Source organism: Ornithinimicrobium flavum (assembly GCF_004526345.1).
GTDB classification, from domain to species: domain Bacteria; phylum Actinomycetota; class Actinomycetes; order Actinomycetales; family Dermatophilaceae; genus Ornithinicoccus; species Ornithinicoccus flavus.
On sequence record NZ_CP038213.1, the window covers coordinates 531650 to 551474 of the forward strand.

10 protein-coding genes and 2 pseudogenes are annotated in these 19825 nt (G+C 73.1%); 10 read left to right on the top strand and 2 right to left on the bottom strand.

The window, feature by feature from the left end; all coding sequences use genetic code 11:
- Positions 1 to 27: 27 nt before the first annotated feature.
- The gene (locus E3Z34_RS02495) at positions 28 to 2385 is read left to right on the top strand and encodes a sodium-translocating pyrophosphatase (RefSeq protein ID WP_134772339.1); all 2358 of its coding nucleotides are present in this window, start codon (positions 28 to 30) and stop codon (positions 2383 to 2385) included.
- Between the two features lie 96 nt (positions 2386 to 2481).
- Positions 2482 to 4041, top strand: coding sequence for a DUF7059 domain-containing protein (locus tag E3Z34_RS02500; protein ID WP_338043766.1), 1560 nt, complete (start codon positions 2482 to 2484; stop codon positions 4039 to 4041).
- Between the two features lie 23 nt (positions 4042 to 4064).
- On the opposite strand, the gene E3Z34_RS02505 is transcribed toward E3Z34_RS02500, so the two are convergent.
- Positions 4065 to 4781, bottom strand: a complete 717-nt coding sequence (locus tag E3Z34_RS02505) for a hypothetical protein (protein WP_134772340.1) — start codon at positions 4779 to 4781, stop codon at positions 4065 to 4067.
- Between the two features lie 104 nt (positions 4782 to 4885).
- On the opposite strand from E3Z34_RS02505, the pseudogene topA reads away from it, so the two are divergent.
- A pseudogene (gene topA / locus E3Z34_RS02510) lies at positions 4886 to 7605 on the top strand (type I DNA topoisomerase).
- Between the two features lie 3 nt (positions 7606 to 7608).
- Here the strand turns inward: topA and E3Z34_RS02515 are convergent.
- Positions 7609 to 8778, bottom strand: coding sequence for a trans-sulfuration enzyme family protein (locus E3Z34_RS02515; RefSeq protein ID WP_134772341.1), 1170 nt, complete (start codon positions 8776 to 8778; stop codon positions 7609 to 7611).
- A 142-nt stretch (positions 8779 to 8920) separates the two neighbouring features.
- Here E3Z34_RS02515 and E3Z34_RS02520 point away from each other — a divergent pair, with 142 nt between their 5' ends.
- The 7 genes and pseudogenes from E3Z34_RS02520 to E3Z34_RS02550 all read left to right on the top strand — a co-directional run bounded on the left by E3Z34_RS02520 (position 8921) and on the right by E3Z34_RS02550 (position 19799).
- A complete protein-coding gene (locus E3Z34_RS02520) occupies positions 8921 to 9412 on the top strand; it encodes a winged helix-turn-helix domain-containing protein (protein WP_158288587.1) in 492 nt (163 codons plus the stop codon).
- Positions 9413 to 9566: 154 nt separating this feature from the next.
- A complete protein-coding gene (locus E3Z34_RS02525) occupies positions 9567 to 14840 on the top strand; it encodes a cell wall-binding repeat-containing protein (RefSeq protein WP_134772343.1) in 5274 nt (1757 codons plus the stop codon).
- A 78-nt stretch (positions 14841 to 14918) separates the two neighbouring features.
- Positions 14919 to 15428: an Lrp/AsnC family transcriptional regulator gene (locus E3Z34_RS02530; protein ID WP_134772344.1), complete on the top strand. Its 510-nt coding sequence runs from the start codon at positions 14919 to 14921 to the stop codon at positions 15426 to 15428.
- Between the two features lie 34 nt (positions 15429 to 15462).
- On the top strand, positions 15463 to 16248 hold the full coding sequence (locus E3Z34_RS02535) for a MerR family transcriptional regulator (RefSeq protein WP_338043767.1): 786 nt from the start codon (positions 15463 to 15465) through the stop codon (positions 16246 to 16248).
- Positions 16249 to 16313: 65 nt separating this feature from the next.
- A pseudogene (gene tmk, locus E3Z34_RS02540) lies at positions 16314 to 16978 on the top strand (dTMP kinase).
- Entirely contained in the window at positions 16975 to 18138 is a 1164-nt protein-coding gene (locus E3Z34_RS02545) for a DNA polymerase III subunit delta' (protein ID WP_134772345.1), read from the top strand. Before tmk ends, E3Z34_RS02545 begins: the two are co-directional and overlap by 4 nt.
- Before the next feature lie 17 nt (positions 18139 to 18155).
- Positions 18156 to 19799, top strand: coding sequence for an alpha/beta fold hydrolase (locus tag E3Z34_RS02550; RefSeq protein ID WP_238695311.1), 1644 nt, complete (start codon positions 18156 to 18158; stop codon positions 19797 to 19799).
- Positions 19800 to 19825 lie beyond the last annotated feature (26 nt).

Below are 19825 nucleotides of genomic sequence, written 5' to 3' on the forward strand. Positions count from 1 at the left end.
GTCGCGGGCCACCTCAGGAGGCAGTCCATGGTCCCAGTCCGAGCCGCGGCGAGCGATCTGTCGCTCACCGGATTCGATACGGCCGTCGTGATCGTCGTGCTCGCCATCGCCCTGGTCGCACTGGTCTTCGGCTTCATGTTCCGCAAGCAGGTGCTCGCCACCCCGACCGGGACCGACAGCATGCGGGCGATCGGCGCGGCCGTGCAGGAGGGGGCCTCCGCCTACCTGACCCGCCAGTTCCGGACGCTCGGCATCTTCGCCGTGGTCGCCTTCCTGCTGCTGCTGGTCCTGCCCGCCGACGACATGTTCGTGCGCATCGGCCGCTCCGTGGCCTTCTTCTTCGGGGCCGGCTTCTCCGCCGCCATCGGCTGGCTGGGCATGAACCTGGCGACCGCCGCCAACATGCGGGTGGCCGAGGCCGCCCGCCACGGGGACCGGGACCAGGGGATGCGGATCGCCTTCCGCACCGGTGGCACGGTGGGTATGGCGACCGTCGGCCTGGGTCTGCTCGGCGCCGCGCTCGTCGTCCTCGTCTTCCAGGGTGACGCACCGACCGTGCTCGAGGGCTTCGGCTTCGGCGCCGCGCTGCTGGCGATGTTCATGCGGGTCGGCGGCGGCATCTTCACCAAGGCCGCCGACGTCGGCGCCGACCTCGTCGGCAAGATCGAGGCCGGCATCCCCGAGGACGACCCGCGCAACGCCGCCACCATCGCCGACAACGTCGGCGACAACGTCGGCGACTGCGCCGGCATGGCGGCCGACCTCTTCGAGTCCTACGCCGTGACCCTTGTCGCGGCCCTCATCCTCGGCACCGCGGCCCTGGGCGCCGAGGGCGGTCTCACCTTCCCGCTCGTCATCCCCGCCATCGGTGTCCTCACGGCGATCATGGGTGTCTACATCACCAAGGCCAAGGCGGGGCAGAACGCCCTGCAGGCCATTAACCGCAGCTTCTACATCTCGGCGGCCGTCGCGGCGGTCGCCTCCGTCGTCGCCGCCTTCGTCTTCCTGCCGACCGACTCCGCCGACCTCGGCGGAGGCGAGGCCTCCGGCACCGTGACCGGTGGCATGCTCTCGCTGCTGGGCGACACGGGGGACCTCGACTTCAACCCGGCCCTGGGCTCGGCGGCGGCCGTCGTCATCGGCATCGTGCTCGCCGCCTTCATCCTGTGGCTCACCGGCTACTTCACCGGCACCGAGTCCAAGCCGACCAACGACGTCGCCCGCACCTCCCTCACCGGCCCGGCCACCGTGATCCTCTCCGGCATCGGCATCGGCCTGGAGTCCGCGGTCTACACCGCCGTCACCATCGCCGGCGCCATCTTCGGCCTCTTCCTGCTCGCCAACGGCTCGATGATCGTCGCGCTCTTCTACGTCGCCCTGGCCGGCTGCGGCCTGCTGACGACCGTGGGTGTCATCGTCGCGATGGACACCTTCGGCCCGGTCTCCGACAACGCCCAGGGCATCGCCGAGATGTCCGGCGACGTCGACGAGGCCGGCGCCCAGATCCTCACCGAGCTGGACGCCGTCGGCAACACCACCAAGGCCATCACCAAGGGCATCGCGATCACCACGGCCGTCCTGGCCGCCACCGCGTTGTTCGGGGCCTACTGGAACGCCATCACCAACTCCCTGGGCGACGTGAGCGAGGAGGCCGAGACCGACGTCTTCCAGTCCTTCCTCATCTTCGACCCGCGCGCGCTGGCCGGGGTGCTCATCGGCGGGGCCGTGGTCTTCCTCTTCTCCGGCCTGGCGATCAACGCGGTGACCCGCGCCGCCGGGGCGATCGTCTTCGAGGTGCGCCGCCAGTTCCGGGACAAGCCCGGGATCATGGACTACTCCGAGAAGCCCGACTACGCCCGCGTCGTCGACATCTGCACCAAGGACTCGCTGCGCGAGCTGGCCACCCCCGGCCTGCTGGCCGTCTTCGCCCCGATCGCGGTCGGCTTCGGCCTGGGCGTCGGCGCGCTCGCGGGTTACCTGGCCGGCGCGATCGGGACCGGCGTGCTCATGGCGGTCTTCCTGGCCAACTCCGGTGGTGCCTGGGACAACGCCAAGAAGATCGTCGAGGACGGCAACTACGGCGGCAAGGGCACCGAGGCGCACTCGGCCACGGTCATCGGCGACACCGTCGGCGACCCCTTCAAGGACACCGCCGGCCCGGCCATCAACCCGCTCATCAAGGTGATGAACCTCGTCGCCCTGCTCATCGCGCCGGCCATCGTCGGCCTCACCTACGGCGACGGGGCCAACGACCTCGTCCGCTGGGGGATCGCCCTGCTGGCGGTCGTCGTCATCATCGGCGCGGTGACGGTCTCCAAGCGCCGCGACATCGCCATCGGGGACGCCCCCGAGGTCGAGGCGGCCGGGGTCGTCTCCGGGGACTGACCACCTCCTGCGCTCGGGCCCGTCCGGTCACCTCGACCGGGCGGGCCCGTCCCGTGGGCCCGCGGCCCCGTGGGCGGGCCGTGGGAGAGTGCTGCCGTGACCTCGCCCGACAGCCCCCAGCCCGACAGCCTGGCGCCCGACGCCGCGACGGACGCCGGCCGGACGCCACCGCGCAGCGACGACCCGGTCGCGCTGGAGGCGCTGCGGGCGGACCTGCAGGAGGCCGGCTACGACCTCGCCGGTGTGCGGCGGGCACTGGGGGACCGCGCGGCGGACGCGCTGCACCGCGAGCAGCCCCTGCTGGCGGTGCGGGCCACCACCGACCTGCAGGACCCCGCCGGGGTGCTCGTGGGCTGCTTCGTGCTCGGCCTGGCGGTCCCTGCGGCCGCGCTCGACCGGTGCCTGCCCCGCACCAGGAGCACAGGTCTGGTGCGCCTGGGGCTCGTGGTGGAGGACGGCTCGTCCGTGCGGGCCACCTGCGACCTGCGTCCCTACGGCACCGAGAGCGAGACGTGGTGGGTCGCCTCGGACCCGGGGGAGGGCGCGACCGGAGGGCCGCTCCCGCCCGACCACGTCCTGGGGATCGGTGGCGCGTCGCTGACGCTGGCGACCTGGACGCCGCGGCCGCAGGTCCGCCGTGCCCTCGACCTCGGGACCGGGTGCGGGGTCCAGGTGCTGCACCTGGCCGGGCACACGGCATACCGGGTGGCGACCGACCTGTCCGGACGGGCGCTCGACCTCGCCCGGTTCACCCTCGCGCTCAACGGGGTGGAGGCCGAGCTGCGGCAGGGGAGCCTCCTGGAGCCGGTCGCGGACGAGCAGTTCGACCTCGTCGTCAGCAACCCGCCGTTCGTCATCACCCCCCGCAGACCCGACGTGCCGGTGCTGGAGTACCGGGACGGCCGGCAGGGGGGCGACGCCCTGGTCGCGGGGCTGGTGAGGGACGTCGGTCGCCACCTCGCCCCGGGCGGGATCGCGCAGCTCCTGGCCAACTGGGAGCTGAGGGCCGGCGAGCGGTGGCAGGACCGGGTCAGGGGCTGGCTGGCCGGGACCGGCCTGGACGCGTGGGTCGTGCAGCGCGAGGAGCAGGACGTCGCCGAGTATGCCGAGACCTGGGTCCGCGACGGCGGTCACCGGGCGGGGACCGCCGGGTTCGAGCAGCTCTACGCCGCGTGGCTCGACGACTTCGCCCAGCGGGGGGTCGAGCGGGTCGGGTTCGGCGTGATCACGCTGCAGCGGCCGGTCGAGGAGCGGGAGCCGTGGCAGGACCTCGTCGACGTCCGCACGCCGGTAGCCACCCCCATGGGCCCGGTGGTCCTCCGGGGGGTCCGGGCCCGCACCTGGCTCGCCGAGCACTCCGAGGACGAGTTGCTGGAGGTCGCCTGGTCGGTCGCCGACGACGTCACCGAGGAGCGGGTCGGTCGGCCCGGCGCCCCGGACCCGCAGGTGATCCAGCTTCGGCAGGGCGGCGGTCTGGGCAGGGTGGTGCGCCTGGACACCCTGGGGGCGGGTCTGGTGGGCGCCTGCGACGGGGAGCTCACGGCACGGCAGCTGTGCGGCGGGCTCGCGGTGCTCACGCAGGTGCCCTCCGCCGAGGTGGAGCAGCAGGTCCTGCCCCTGCTGCGCGAGCTCGTCGCCGACGGCCTGCTCGTCTGAGCGGGCGGGGTCAGCGCCCCGGGTCAGGCGCTGCGGTCGTAGGCGAAGCTGCCGCGGGACAGCACGAACCTGCGCCCGTTGAGCTCGGGGTTGGCGCAGGTGACGCCCGCCTCCGACGACTCGCACCACACCGGCCCCACCTCGATCCGCTGGCCGTAGGGCAGGACAGCGACCCGCACGCCGTCGACCTCCAGCGTGTCGCGGTCGACCTCCGGCTCCCACCAGCCGCCGGCGGTGAGCCCGGCGTCGCTGACCAGGTCCTCGGAGACGCAGGTCCAGGCGCCGGACTCCTCGATGGTCCGCATGGCGTTGGCGTCCGCCGGGCTGCACGGCCCGACGAGGTCCGGGACCATCTCCGCCTCGCTCACGGTGTACGACTTCTCCGCGATCTGGCAGGTGGCGCTCTGCTCGGTGAGCACGCACGCGATGTTGCCGGTGGGGAGCACGAAGGCCGCCCGGTCGCCCTCGACCCGGATCGTGCTGCCGTCCGCGGTGGCGCTGCGCTCGCCGGCGGCCAGCTCCAGCTCCATGGGCTCGGTCGGGGGAGCGACGGGGGCGGCGCTGCGCGCCGCGTCCTCACCCCCGGCACCCTCCGTGCCGGCCGCGTCGGTCGGGGTGGCCGGTGCCTCCTGCGGGTCGTCGTCGCAGCCCGCCAGGGCGAGCATCGCGCCCACCGCCAGGGCCAGCGCGGGGCCCCTCCGGCGGCGCGGCCGCACACCTGGTCCTCGTCGCACCGTCATGGGGCAGCAGCGTAGTCGCTCCGGACCGTCGGCTACGGTTGCGCCCGAGGTCCCGTGTCGGAGCCGCGACGAATCCGCGGCACACGGGGTCAAGGAGCGTGAACATGGCCGCAGGCACCAAGCTGGTGATCGTCGAGTCCCCCGGCAAGGTCAAGAGCATCGGGGAGTACCTCGGCCCGGGCTACCGGGTCGACGCCAGCATCGGCCACATCCGGGACCTGCCCAACCCCTCCGAGCTGCCCCCGGAGATGAAGAAAGGCCCCTTCGGGCGCTTCGCCATCGACGTCGACGGCGGGTTCGAGCCCTACTACGTCGTCGACGCGGACAAGAAGAAGAAGGTCGCCGAGCTGCGCCGTGCGCTCAAGGACGCCGACGAGCTCTACCTCGCCACCGACGAGGACCGGGAGGGCGAGGCCATCGCCTGGCACCTGCTGGAGGTCCTCAAGCCCAAGGTCCCCGTCCGCCGGATGGTCTTCCACGAGATCACCAAGGAGGCCATCCAGCGCGCCGTCCACGAGACGCGGGAGCTGGACATGGACCTCGTTGACGCGCAGGAGAGCCGGCGCATCCTCGACCGGCTCTACGGCTACGAGGTCTCGCCGGTGCTGTGGCGCAAGGTGCGTCAAGGGCTGTCGGCCGGGCGGGTCCAGTCGGTCACCACCCGGATGGTCGTCGAGCGGGAGCGGGAGCGGATGGCCTTCCGGTCCGCCTCCTACTGGGACGTGGAGGGCGAGTTCGCCCCCGGGGGCAACACCGGCCAGGCCTTCGAGGCCAAGCTCAGCGCGGTCGACGGGGCCCGGGTCGCGACGGGCCGGGACTTCGCCGACGACGGCACGCTGCGCACCCAGGGGGCCGTGCAGCTGGACGCCGAGGCGGCGCAGTCCGTCGCCGCGGGCACCCTCGAGGCCGAGGTGGCCGTCACCGAGGTCTCCGAGAAGCCCTACACCCGCCGCCCCTCGGCCCCCTTCACGACCTCCACGCTGCAGCAGGAGGCCAGCCGCAAGCTGCGGCTGAACAGCCAGAGCACGATGCGCACCGCCCAGCGTCTCTACGAGAACGGCTACATCACCTACATGCGGACCGACTCGACGACGCTGTCGAGCTCGGCGGTCAACGCGGCCCGGGAGCAGGCCCGGGACATGTACGGCGCCGACTACGTGCCCCAGGCCCCCCGGTCCTACGGGAAGAAGAGCAAGAACGCCCAGGAGGCGCACGAGGCCATCCGGCCGGCGGGCGACCGGTTCCGCACCCCGGCCCAGGTCGCCGGCGAGCTGCGGGGCCAGGAGTACGCCCTCTACGAGCTCATCTGGAAGCGGACGGTCGCCTCCCAGATGGCCGACGCGCGCGGCTCGACCGCCAGCGTCCGGCTCGAGGCGCGGCTGCCCGAGGGCACCGCGTACCGGACCGCGCAGTATGCGGCCTCCGGCACCGTGATCACCTTCCGCGGCTTCCTCGCCGCCTACGAGGAGGGACGCGACGAGTCCCGCTACGGCGAGGACGGCGAGATGGGCAAGCGACTGCCCAAGCTGTCCGAGGGGGTCGCTCTGGAGACGCTGCGCGCGGAGGCCGAAGGGCACCGGACCAGCCCGCCGGCGCGCTACACCGAGGCGACCCTGGTCAAGGCGCTGGAGGAGAAGGGGATCGGCCGGCCCTCCACCTACGCCGCGACCGTGAGCACCATCCAGGACCGGGGCTACGTCCGCAGCCGCGGGTCCGCCCTCATCCCGACCTGGCTGGCCTTCGCCGTCACCCAGCTGCTCGAGCGGCACTTCCCCCGCCTGGTGGACTACGACTTCACCGCCGCGATGGAGCAGGACCTGGACCGGATCGCCCAGGGTGACGAGCAGCGGGTGTCCTGGCTGCACCGGTTCTACTTCGGTGACGAGGCGACCCGGGCCGAGGGCCTGCGCTCGCTCGTGGACGACCTGGACGACCTGGGCGACGCCCGGGCCGTGTCGGCGATCGACATCGCGACGGCACCACGGTGCGCGTCGGCCGGTACGGCCCCTACGTCGAGGTCGAGGAGGACGGCGAGGTGAGGCGGGCGACCGTCCCGGACGACATCGCCCCGGACGAGATGACCGCCGAGAAGGCGACCGAGCTGCTGGCCCAGGCCGCCGACGACGGGCGCGTGCTGGGGCAGGACCCCGAGACCGGACGGGACATCGTCGCCCGGGCCGGGCGCTACGGGCCCTACGTCACCGAGGTGGTCCCTGACGAGGAGCCGGCGGCCAGCACGAGGAAGAAGGCCGCGAAGATCAAGCCCCGCACCGGTTCGCTCTTCCGTGACATGGACCTGGCCACGATCGACCTGGACACCGCGTTGAAGCTGCTGTCCCTGCCGCGCGTGGTGGGCGTCGACGCCGAGGGTGTCGAGATCACGGCGCAGAACGGCCGCTACGGGCCCTACCTCAAGAAGGGCACCGACAGCCGCTCCCTGGAGACCGAGGCCCAGATCTTCGACATCACCATCGAGGAGGCGCTGGCGATCTACGCCCAGCCCAAGACGAGGGGCCGGGGGGTCGCGAAGCCGCCGCTGGCGGAGTTCGCCGAGGACCCCGTGTCCGGGAAGAAGGTCGTGGTCAAGGACGGGCGCTTCGGGCCCTACGTCACCGACGGGGAGACCAACGCGACCCTGCGCAAGGACGACGACCCCGAGACCCTGACCGAGGAGCGCGCCTTCGAGCTGCTGGCCGAGAAGCGGGCCAAGGGTCCGACCACCCGCAAGCGGGCGGCTAAGAAGGCACCGGCGAGGAAGACCGCGGCCAAGAAGACGACGGCGAAGAAGGCGACCGCGAGGAAGGCCGCCCCGAAGAGCCCCTGACCCTCAGGCGCGGAGGGCCTGCCCGAGGTCGGCGATGAGGTCCTGCGGGCTCTCCAGGCCGACGGAGAGCCGCAGGATGCCCTGGCCCGGCTTCGCCTCGTCCGCGACCACCCGGTGGGTGAGGGCGGCGGGATGCTGGACCAGGGTGTCGACGCCGCCGAGGGAGACCGCGTGGGTGATGAGCCGGCACCCCGTGGCGACCGCGGCGGCGCGCTCGTAGGAGCCCAGGTCGAAGGAGAGCACCGCACCGGGGCCAGCCATCTGGGTGCCGACGAGACCACGGGGGTCCGCGCCCTCCAGACCGGGGTAGAAGACCTGCTCGACCGCGTCGTGCTCCGACAGCCAGCGGGCCACGACCTGGGCCGAGTCCTGCTGGGCACGGACGCGCACGGCCAGGGTCTGCAGACCCCGGTGGGCCAGGTACGCGGACAGCGGGTGCAGGATCGCGCCGGTGATGGCCCGCACGGGGCGGATCCGGCGCGCCCACCCCGCATCGGTGACCACGGCGCCGGCGAGCACGTCGCCGTGCCCGGCGAGAAACTTGGTGACCGAGTGCAGCACGAGGGTCGCCCCGTGCTCCAGGGGTCGCTGCAGCACGGGGGTGGCGAAGGTGTTGTCCACGAGGACCGGCACGGACCCGGCGGCCGCCACGACCTCCCGCAGGTCGAGCAGGTCCAGGGTCGGGTTCGCCGGGGTCTCGACGACGACCAGGCCGGTGTCGGGCTCGACCGCCGAGGCGATGCCGTCCGCGGTGGTCCACGTCACGCGGGTCCCGAGGAGACCGGTGGCCAGGATGTGGTCGGATCCGCCGTAGAGCGGACGCACCGCGACCACGTGCGGTGTCCCGGCACCCACGCACGCCAGCAGGACGGCGGACAGCGCCGCCATCCCGGAGGCGAAGGCCACCCCGGCCTCCCCGCCCTCGAGCTCGGCCAGCGCCTCCTCGAAGCGGGCCACCCCCGGGCTCCACAGGCGCTGGTAGACCGCGGTCTGTCCCTCCTCGCGGTCGTACCCACCGCTGAGGTGGTCGTAGGCCGCACCCCCGGCCTCCACGTCGGGCAGCGGATAGGTGCTGGAGAGGTCGATCGGCGGGACGTGCACCCCGAGAGCGGTCAGATCGGCGCGTCCTGCGTGAACGGCCCGGGTCTCGACGCTGAAAGATTCGGAGTTCATCCCTGAATTCTGCTGAGGCTTCGGCTCCGGGTCAAATATGCCGAAGGTCTGGCTTCTCTTGCGGCCGCTGTCCTATCCTCCCCCTACGGGCAACACGGAGGAGATCAGGCAGTTGCGACCGCGTTCCACGGGGGAGGCGGCGGTGTCGACCGCGGCCGGGGTGCCCGCATCGTCCTCCGCGCCGAGCCTCGTCGTGGTGGTCAGCCCGTGCCGGGAGGAGCAGGCCCGGCTCATCGCCGGACTGCCTCCGGACGTCGCCGTCCTGCTGGCCCCCACCCTGGAGCACGCGCAGGAGCTGCTGCATACCCTCCCGTCGGTCGCGACGGACCCGATCCTGGGGTGCACCCTGCGTGCGGACGAGCGGACGGTCACCTTCGGGGACCGGTACGTCCGACTGACGCCCCTGGAGTTCGCGATGCTCAGGGTGCTGGCCTCCGAGCCGGGGCGGGTGTGGGCCTTTCCCGAGCTCGCTCGGACGGTCTGGGCGACCGGCTACGTCGGCGACGGTGCCCAGGTGCGGGCCGTCGTCAAGAGGTTGCGGCGCAAGCTGGCGGAGGCGGAGGCGCCCGTGTGCGTCGAGACCGTGCGGGCGGCGGGCCTGAGGCTCGGACGACGCACCCCCGCCCTGTCCTGACCTGCGTCGACGCCCCGCGTCCCCGGTCGACCCGATTGCCCCACAGCTGCCCCGGTCCGGTCGTTGTCCCCGCTGCCGTGCGAGGCCTAGTTTCAGAACTGTCCGGGCCGCGTCGTGCCCGGGAGAGCTGCATCGACCAAAGGGGGTCGTGGGAATGAACGCACGGGACAGGTGGCGGCGGATCGTCGCAGGGCTGGCAGGGGCGGCGCTCCTGGCGGGGGGCACGACGGCAGCGGCCGTCCCCGCGGGCGCCCAGCCGGCGGCGGAGGCGGTCGACAAGATCGACGAGACCCTGGCGAACACCCTCGAGGAGGACGGGCGCACCGACTTCTGGCTCCGCTTCGCCGACCGGCCCGACCTGGACCAGTTCGCCGGGATCGCCGACTGGGACGCCCGGGGCCGGGCCGTCCACGACGCGCTGACGGCCTCGGCCCGGTCCAGCCAGCAGCAGGCCCTGGCCACCCTGAGGGACGAGGGCGTCGCCCACCGGTCCTTCTGGATCACCAACGCGATCCGGGTGGAGGGGGGCACCCGGGAGCTGGCGCTCGCCCTGGCGGCCGACCGTCAGGTGGAGGGTCTCTACCCCACGAAGACCTACGAGGAGCCCGACCCGACGCCGGTCGAGCTCCGCGACGTCGGCCCCGACGCGGTCGAGTGGGGCATCGCCGACATCAACGCCGACGACGTCTGGGCCGACTTCGGCGTCACCGGCGAGGGCATCGTCGTCGCCAACCTCGACAGCGGCGTGCAGTGGGACCACCCGGCCCTGATCGAGCAGTACCGAGGGTGGGACGGCGCCACCGCCGACCATGACTACAACTGGTTCGACGGAACGCCGGAGAACGAGCCCGCGCCGTGGGACTGGGCCGGGCACGGCACCCACACCATGGGCACCATGGCCGGTGACGACGGCGGGGACAACCAGATCGGCGTCGCCCCGGGGGCGAGGTGGATCGCCGCCTCGACCGACCTGAGCGACGCGATGATGTTCGCCGCCGGCGAGTGGTTGCTGGCGCCCACCGAGGTGGGCGGCGCCAACCCGGACCCGGCGATGCGACCGCACGTCATCAACAACTCGTGGGGCTCGGGCATGCCGACGAACGACCCCTTCATGGAGGACATCATCGAGGCCTGGCACGCCGCCGGGCAGTTCAGCGTGTTCTCCAACGGCAACGAGGGACCGGGCTGCGAGACCTCCGGCTCCCCCGGCAGCCGCATCCTGACCTACTCGGTCGGCAGCTACGACAGCTCCCGCTCGATCAGCGGATTCTCCTCCCGCGGTCCGGGCCAGGACGGCGAGGTCAAGCCCAACATCGCCGCCCCGGGCGACGGCGTCCGCTCCTCGGTGCCGGGCAACGGTTACGACATCTACTCCGGGACCTCCATGGCCGCACCCCACGTGGCCGGTTCGGTCGCGCTGATGTGGGCCAGCGCTCCCGCGCTGGTCGGGGACGTGGGGACGACGAGGAGCCTGCTGGACGGGACCGCGATCGACACCGAGGACCTGCAGTGCGGCGGCACCGCCGAGAACAACAACGTCTTCGGTGAGGGCCGGCTGGACGCTCTGGCGCTGGTGGCCGCCACTCCCCGTGGTGACATCGGCTACCTCGAGGGCACCGTGACCGACGCCGCCTCCGGTGACCCGCTGCCGGCTGTCGAGGTCGTCCTGGACGGTCCCCTCGACCGCACCCTGCGCACCGGCGCCGACGGCGGCTACCGCGCGCTGGTCATGGCCGGTGACTACACCGTGAGCGCCTCGAAGTTCGGGTGGGTCACGGACTCTGCATCGGTCAACGTCCCGGTGGACACCACCGTGGTCCAGGACTTCGCCCTCGACCAGGCGCCGTCGGGCACCCTCACCGGCACCGTCACCGACGGGTCCGGCCAGGGCTACCCGCTGTACGCACGGGTGTCGGTGGCCGGCACCGACCTGGCCACCTACACCGACCCGGTCGACGGGAGCTACGCGCTCGACATCCCGCTGGACACCTACGTCCTGGTCAACGTCACCGTGCAGTACCCCGGGTACCAGCTCGCCTCGGAGGAGATGCAGCTCACGGGTGACAGCGAGCACGACTTCGCCGTGCCGGTCGACTCCTTCTCGTGCATCGCCAACGGCTACGAGGTGAACGTCGACGGGGTCACCGAGACCTTCGACGACCTCACCCTGCCTGCCGGGTGGGCGGTCGAGGACCACGCGGGCACCGGTCAGGTGTGGACCTTCGACGACCCCGCCGGCCGGGGCAACCTGACCGGTGGCGAGGGCGGGTTCGCCATCGCCGACAGTGACTGGTACGGCCCCGAGGGCTACCAGGACACCTCGCTGATCAGCCCCTCCTTCGACCTGAGCGGGCGGACCAACCCGGTGCTGACGTTCCAGCACTACTACGAGTCGCTGGGCGACCGGGCCGACGTGGACGTCAGCGTGGACGGCGGGGCCACCTGGACCACCTCGGTCAGCTACGGCGGCTCGGCGCAGGGACTGGACCTGGTGCCGCTGCCCGCCGAGCCCGACGTCAAGGTCCGCTTCCACTACTACGACGCCTACTGGTCGTGGTTCTGGCAGGTCGACGACGTCTTCCTCGGGGACCGCACCTGCGACCCCGTCGGTGAGGGCGGCTACGTCGTCGGCAACGTCTGGTCCTCGCTGCAGGACCAGCCGATCCGCGGCGCGCGGGTGACCAGCCTGGACAACCCGGCCGACACGGGCATCACCCGTGACACCCCCGCCGACGAGGGCCAGGACGACGGCTTCTACTGGCTCTTCAGCAACCTGGCCGGCACCCACCCGTTCGAGGCCAGCGCCCGGCTCTACACCTCGCAGGTGCAGGACGTCGCGGTGCCCGACGGTGGTGCGGTCCGCGCCGACTTCGTGCTCGGCGGCGGTCTGCTCACGGTGGACCCGACCTCGATCGACACCGAGGTGGTCCTGGGTGCCTCGGCCACCGAGGACCTTACCGTCACCAACGAGGGCGACGGGACCGTCGACGTCGAGCTCAAGGAGGTCCGCGGTGACTTCGTCATGCAGCGGGCCGACGGGACCCGGATGGCGACGACCGAGGCGCTGGGTATGCGGGGCGCCGAGCCCCGCCGGTCCGACGCGGAGAGCTCGATCGTCGCCTTCCCCGGGCGCGCCTCGGACCAACGGCCCGCCGCCGTCGGTCCTGCGGAGGAGCCGTGGGTGGAGCTGACTCCCCACCCGATGCCGGTCATTGACGGCCGGGTCGTCACGCTGGACGGACGGTGGTACGCCATCGGCGGCAGCGACGGCATGGAGGGCACCGGAGCGGTCCGCGTCTACGACAACGACACCATGACGTGGTCGGACGTCGCCCCGCTGCCCGTCCCGCGGCACGCGGTCCAGGCCGGGACCGTCGACGGGCAGATCGTCGTCAGCGGCGGATGGACCCCCGAGGGTGGCACCGCCACGGAGACCTTCGTCTACGACCCCGCGGCCGACTCCTGGACCCAGGTGGCCGAAGCCCCCTGGGGGGTCTCCGCGGCCGGCCAGGCCGTGCTCGACGGTCGTCTCTACACGGTCGGTGGCTGCAGCACGGGCGAGTGCGTGCCGATGTCGTCCTCGGTGACGGCGTACGACCCGGCGAGCGACAGCTGGGAGGGTCTGGCCGACTACCCGCTCGACGTGGCCTTCCCCTCGTGCGGCGCGATCGACGGTCAGCTCTACTGCACCGGCGGCGTCAACGAGATGGGGACGTCCGCCCAGACCTTCGCCTACGACCCGGCGGCCGACACCTGGACCCAGGTGGCCGACGCCCCCGCGACCACGTGGGGCAGCTCCTACGCCGCGGCCAACGGGATGCTGGTCATCACCGGAGGCATCGTGGACGAGAACGTCTCCAACGAGGCCTGGGGCTACGACCCCACGGCCGACACCTGGCTCGACCTGCCCAACCCCAACACGCCCACCTACCGGGGCGGGGCCGCCTGCGGGTTCGTGCGGGTCGGCGGTGACCAGGGCGGGTTCATGCCCACGGACGTCGTCGAGCACCTGCCCGGCCTGGACGACTGCGGCGACAGCGGGACCGACGTGCCCTGGCTCTCCCTGAGCCGGACCGAGGCCACCCTGGCACCGGGCGAGTCGGTCACGGTGCAGGTGACCACGGACGGCGACGTCGCGCAGCCCGGCACCTACTCCGCCGGGGTCAAGGTCGTCGGCGGCGTCCCGGGGAGCGAGCCGACGGTGCCGGTCACGATGACCGTCACCCCCCCGGCGACCTGGGGCAAGCTGACCGGTCTGGTCGACGGTGAGAGCTGCATCGGGGAGATCTACCCGATCCCCGGCGCCGGCGTCGACGCCAGCCCGACCCGCATGGACCAGCCGCACTGGCGGATGGTCACCGACGGGGAGGGGCGCTACGCCCGGTGGATCGACACGCGCGTCGGCGAGCTGGAGCTCATCGCCTCGGCGGCCATGCACCTGAGCGACAGCGCGCTCGTCACCCCGCCGCGCGGACAGATGACCGAGCAGGACTTCACCCTGCTCCACGCCACCTGCGAGGTGCCTCCGGGCCCGATCCACCCCGACGTGCGTCGGGTCTACGGCACGGACCGCTACGGCACCGCCGCGGCGCTCGCGCAGACCTACGCCCCAGGCGTGGACACGGTCTTCGTCGCCACCGGCCTGACCTACCCGGACGCCATCGCGGCGGCCGCACGGGCCGGCAGCCTGGACTCCCCGGTGCTGCTGACCCGACCCGGGTCCCTGCCGTCGGCCACCTCGGTGGAACTCAAGCGGCTGGACCCGCAGGAGGTCGTCGTCCTCGGTGGCGAGGCCGCGGTGAGCGACGCCGTCGTCCGGGCCATCGAGACCGCCAGCGGCGCACCGACCCGGCGCCTGGCCGGGACGGACCGCTACCGCACGGCAGCCCTGATTGCCGCGGAGGTCGAGGCCTCCGACGTCGTCTTCGTGGCGACCGGTCAGGACTACCCGGACGCGCTCGCCGGTGCGGCCCGGGCCGGGGCCCTGGACGCCCCGGTGCTGCTGACCCGGACCGACTCGTTGCCGTCGGCGACGATCGCCCAGCTGCAACGGCTCGACCCCGACGAGATCGTCGTCCTGGGAGGCACGGGGGCGGTCAGCACGGCCGTGGAGACCGCCCTGGAGGCGTACGGCGAGGTGACCCGCGTCGCCGGGGCCAACCGTTACGCCACCGCGGTGGCCGTCGCGGAGGCCTACCCGACGGTGGACAGCCTCTACGTCGCCTCGGGCCAGAACTGGCCCGACGCGCTCGCCGGCGCGGCTCGGGCCGGGAGCGAGGACGTGCCGATCCTGCTGGTGCGCAGCACCTCGGTGCCGGGGGTGACCTGGTCCTCGCTGGAGCGGCTGGAGCCCGGTCGGATCACGGTCCTCGGCGGCCCGGTCGCGGTCTCCGAGGAGGTCGTGGAGCAGCTCCGCACGTTGGAGTGACCTCGAGCCGGTGACCCCGGCCGAGGCGGCCCGGTGACGCGCAGGCGTCACCGGGCCGCTTCGGCATACCCTGTCCTCGTGCCGAAGAATCCTCGTGACGAAAAGCCGCTCGACCCGACCGACCTGGCCCTGGTCCGGCTGCTGGAGCAGGACGGGCGGATGTCGAACGCCATGCTGGCCCGCGAGGTCGGCATCGCCGAGTCGACCTGCCTGGTCCGCGTGCGGAGCCTGCGCGAGCGCGGGGTCGTCCGCGGCATCCACGCCGACATCGACCCGGTCGCCGTCGGCCGACCGGTCGAGGCCATGATCGCGGTCCGCTTCGGGGGGCACCGGCGCAGTCACTTCGAGCAGTTCACCGAGGAGGTCCCCCAGCTGCCGGGTGTGCTGGGCGCCTACCACGTGTCCGGTGCCATCGACTACTACGTGCACGTCGCCTGCCCCAGCGCCGACGCGCTGCGCGACTTCGTCCTGGACCACCTGACCAACCGCCCGGGCGTGCTGCACGCTGAGACCTCGCTGATCTTCGAGAGCCTGCGGGGACGCGGCACGATGACCCGGACGGAGGACGCGCCGGAGCTGCCCGCTTGACCCTCACGCGACGTGAGGTCTCATCGTGGGAGGCGTGACCAGGAGCATGGCGATGACGGGCGAGATGCTGACCGTGGGTCAGGTGGCCGAGAGCCTCGGCGTGACGGTGCGGACCCTGCACCACTACGACGAGATCGGCCTCGTGGTCCCGTCGGAGCGCAGCCGCGCCGGGTACCGCCTCTACACGGAGGAGGACCTGCGGAGGCTGCAGCACGTCGTCGTCTACCGCCGGCTCGGCCTCCCGCTGGAGCGGATCGGCGAGATGCTCGCGGACGACGCCGGTGCCACGATCGTGCAGCACCTGCGCCGCCAGCGGGAGACGGTCACGACCCGGGTCGCCGAGCTCACCGAGCTCGTGACGGCCATCGACCGAGCCCTGGAGGCAGAGATGAACGACCACAGGATCACCCGCGAGGAGCAGCGCGAGCTGTTCGGCGACACCTTCGACGACAGCTACGCGCAGGAGGCGGAGGAGCGCTGGGGCGGGACCGAGGCCTGGGAGCAGTCCCAGCGGCGGGCCCGGAGCTACGACGAGGCGCAGTGGCAGCAGATCAAGGACGAGGGGGACGCGGTCAACGCCCGCTACGTGGAGCTGATGGGCTCCGGCGTGCCCGCGGCGTCGACCGAGGCGATGGACGTGGCCGAGGAGGCCCGGCAGCAGATCTGCCGCTGGTTCTACGACTGCCCCCGCGAGATGCACGCGGGCATCGCCGCGATGTACGTCTCCGACCCGCGCTTCCGGAAGACCTACGAGGACGTCCACGAGGGCCTGGCGCAGTACGTGCACGACGCGGTGGTCGCCAACGCCGCCCGCGGCTGAGGACCGTCCCGGGGGCGGTGTGGACGAGCACCGGGTCGGTCCGCGCCGTCACGTAGGCTGCCGCTGTGATCGAGCAGACCCCGCCCTCCGCCGCCCCGCGCGGCGTCGGGCGGGGTCTGTTCGTGGCTTTCGAGGGGGGTGACGGGGCCGGGAAGTCCACCCAGGCCCGGCTGCTGGGGGAGTGGCTGCAGGAGCGGGGGTATGCCGTCCGCCACACGCGCGAGCCGGGGGCACGGCGCTCGGGCGCGGGATCCGCGAGCTGCTGCTCCACGGGGAGGACGGCTCGGTCAGCCCGCGGGCCGAGGCTCTGCTCTTCGCCGCGGACCGTGCCCATCACGTGGCCACGCTGGTCAGGCCGGCCCTGGAGCGCGGAGAGGTCGTCCTGACCGACCGTTATCTCGACTCCTCCGTCGCCTACCAGGGCGCGGCCCGCGACCTGGGCCACGAGGAGATCCGCGAGCTGTCGGTATGGGCCGTCGACGGCCTCGTGCCGGACCTCACGGTCCTTCTGGACGTCCCGGCGGGGGTGGGCCGGGAGCGCCGGGGCGCCGTCCACGACCGGCTCGAGCGCGAGGCCGACGACTTCCACGACCGGGTGCGGCGAGGGTTCCTCGACCTCGCGGCCCGCGAGCCCGGACGGTATGTCGTGCTCGACGCCACCGGCGGGGTCGAGGACCTCGCCGCGGTGGTGCGCGAGCGGGTCACGGAGCTGCTGGCGGGTGCGCCGTGAGCGCCACCGGGGTCTTCGACCAGCTGGTGGGCCAGGACCGGGTGGTGGGCACGCTGCACCGCGCGGCGTCCGTGGCGGGGGCCATGACTCACGCCTGGTTGTTCACGGGCCCGCCGGGGTCGGGGCGGTCGGTGGCCGCCCGCACCTTCGCCGCGGCCCTGCAGTGCGAGCGGGAGGACGACCCGGGGTGCGGGCGGTGCCAGCCCTGCCGCATGGTCCTGGCCGGGAGCCACCCCGACGTGCGCATCGTGGACACCGAGCAGACCTTCATCAAGGTCGAGGAGGCCCGGGCGCTGGTGGTCGAGGCCCAGGCCCGGCCCAGCATCGGCCGGTGGCGGGTCATCGTCGTCGAGGACGCAGACCGGCTCAACGACCACTCCGCCAACACCCTGCTCAAGTCGCTCGAGGAGCCGACGGCGCGCACGGTGTGGATGCTGTGCGCCCCCACCCTCGAGGACGTCCTGGTGACCATCCGGTCCCGCTGCCGGCACGTGCGCCTGGGCACCCCGCCGGCGGCCGCGGTCGCCGAGCTGCTGGTCCGGCGTGACGGGGTGGACCCCTCGATGGCCCACTACGCCGCCCGGGCCGCCCAGAGCCACATCGGGATCGCGCGCCGGCTCGCGACCGACGAGCACGCGCGCGCCCGGCGGCGCGAGATCGTCTCGATCCCCCTGTCGCTGCACTCCCTGGGCGATGCGCTGCGCGCCGCCCAGGATCTCGTCCAGGAGGCCGGGGACGGGGCTCGGGCGACGTCGGAGGACTACGCCCAGGAGCAGCGGCACGAGCTCCTGGCCCAGATCGGCGCGGACCCCTCCGCCCGGTCGCAGCCCCCCTCGGTGCGGGCGCACCTCAAGCGCCTCGACGAGCGGCTCCGGGCCGAGGCCCGGCGCCAGCAGCACGACAGCATCGACGCGGCGCTCACCGACCTCGCCTCCGCCTACCGGGACGCCCTCATGGTGTCGACGGGGGCGCCGGTGGAGCGCATCAACACCAGCGACCCCGAGCAGGTCGAGCGCCTCGCGCGGGCCTTCTCCCCCGAGGGTCTGCTGGGGGCGCTGGAGACCATCGGCCTCGCACGGCAGCGGCTCATCGCCAACGGCGCGCCGCTGCTCGTCCTCGAGGCGATGATGATCGGCCTGACGCTGCCCGGCAGCGACTGACGACCGGAAGGACACACGTGGCCAGCACCCACACCGCCCGAGCGCGGGTGATCACCGCGACGGTGGCGAGCCTCGCCCTGCTCGCCGGCTGCGCCGGGGGGCAGTCTGCCCCGGAGGCGACCCCACCCCCCACCAGCGCGGCGGGCACCGCGGCCGAGGCGGAGGACCGGGCCGCCGGCACCGACGAGGACGCGGCGACGACCGAGGGGGGTGCGCGCTCCGCCGCGCCCTCGACGGCTCCCGACGCAGCCCCCGGCCCGGTCCCCGAGGGCCTGGACGACTACTACTCCCAGCCGCTGGACTGGAGCGCCTGCGAGGGGGCGTTCGAGTGCGCCAGCCTCACGGTCCCGGTCGACTACGCCCAGCCCGACGGCGCCACCCTCGACCTGGCTCTGCTCAGGGTGCCCGCCGCCGGGACGGCCCGGGGGTCGCTCGTGGTCAACCCCGGCGGGCCTGGCGTGTCCGGCGTGGACTACGCGAGGCTGGCCGGGCCCGGCTTCGGGCCGGAGCTGCTGGAGTCCTACGACGTGGTCGGTTTCGACCCCCGGGGCGTGGGTCGGTCCGCACCGCTGACCTGCCTGTCCGACGCCGAGATGGACGAGTTCATCGCCAGCGACCCGACCCCGGACGACGCCGAGGAGGAGGCCCGGCTCGAGGCCCAGCTCGAGGAGTTCGCGCAGGCCTGCGTCGAGGCCGCCCCCGACCTGCTCGGTCACCTGTCGACGGTCGAGGTCGCCCGCGACCTGGACGTGCTGCGCGCGGCCCTCGGTGACGAGCAGCTCACCTACCTCGGGGCCTCCTACGGCACCTTCATCGGCACCACCTACGCCGTGCTCTTCCCCGAGAACGTCGGCCGGATGGTCCTGGACGGCGCCCTCGACCCCACCCTCACCGCCATGGAGCTGGGTCTCGGCCAGGCCGAGGGCTTCGAGCGAGCCACCCGCGCCTACGCCGAGGACTGCGTGGCCGGCGGGAGCTGCCCGCTGGGGAGCGACGTCGAGTCCGTGCTGAGCACCATCGGCGACCTCCTGGACCGGCTCGACTCCGACCCCCTGCCCGTGACGGGCGACGTCGCCGGGGAGCTGACCGAGGGGTGGGGCCTCTACGGCGTGATCGCCGCCATGTACGGCCAGGAGAACTGGCCGGTCCTCACCCAGGCCCTGGCGCAGGCGCTCGACGGGGACGGGACCATCCTCATGCTCCTGGCCAACTTCTACCTCTCGCGCAGCAGCGACGGGACCTACGACGGCAACACGATGCAGGTGATCCGGGCGGTCAACTGCCTGGACCGCCGGGGCGAGGCGTCGGCCGACCTCGACGAGGACGCGGTCCTTGCGCAGTTCGAGAAGGTCGCCCCCACGTGGGGCCGCTACCTCGCGGGTGACGGCGCCTGCGCGTCGTGGCCGGTGGAGGCGGCCGAGACCATCGAGGACTACTCGGCGCCCGGGGCGCCCCCGGTCGTCGTGATCGGGACCACCCGGGACCCGGCGACCCCCTACGAGTGGGCGGTCCAGCTCGCGGACACCCTCGACTCCGGCGTCCTGATCAGCTTCGACGGCGACGGGCACACGGCCTACGGGCGATCGAACGACTGCGTCGACGACGCCGTGCACGCCTACCTCCTCGACGGTGTCGTGCCGCAGGACGGGCTGCGCTGCTGAGGTTTGGGGGCGGCGAGCCCGGTCGG

Coding starts and splice junctions, on each gene's coding strand:
- E3Z34_RS02505 (WP_134772340.1), bottom strand. CDS start 4,781: ATGACGGTGCGACGAGGACCAGGTGTGCGGCCGCGCCGCCGGAGGGGC.
- E3Z34_RS02525 (WP_134772343.1), top strand. CDS start 9,567: ATGAACGCACGGGACAGGTGGCGGCGGATCGTCGCAGGGCTGGCAGGG.
- E3Z34_RS02495 (WP_134772339.1), top strand. CDS start 28: ATGGTCCCAGTCCGAGCCGCGGCGAGCGATCTGTCGCTCACCGGATTC.
- E3Z34_RS02515 (WP_134772341.1), bottom strand. CDS start 8,778: ATGAACTCCGAATCTTTCAGCGTCGAGACCCGGGCCGTTCACGCAGGA.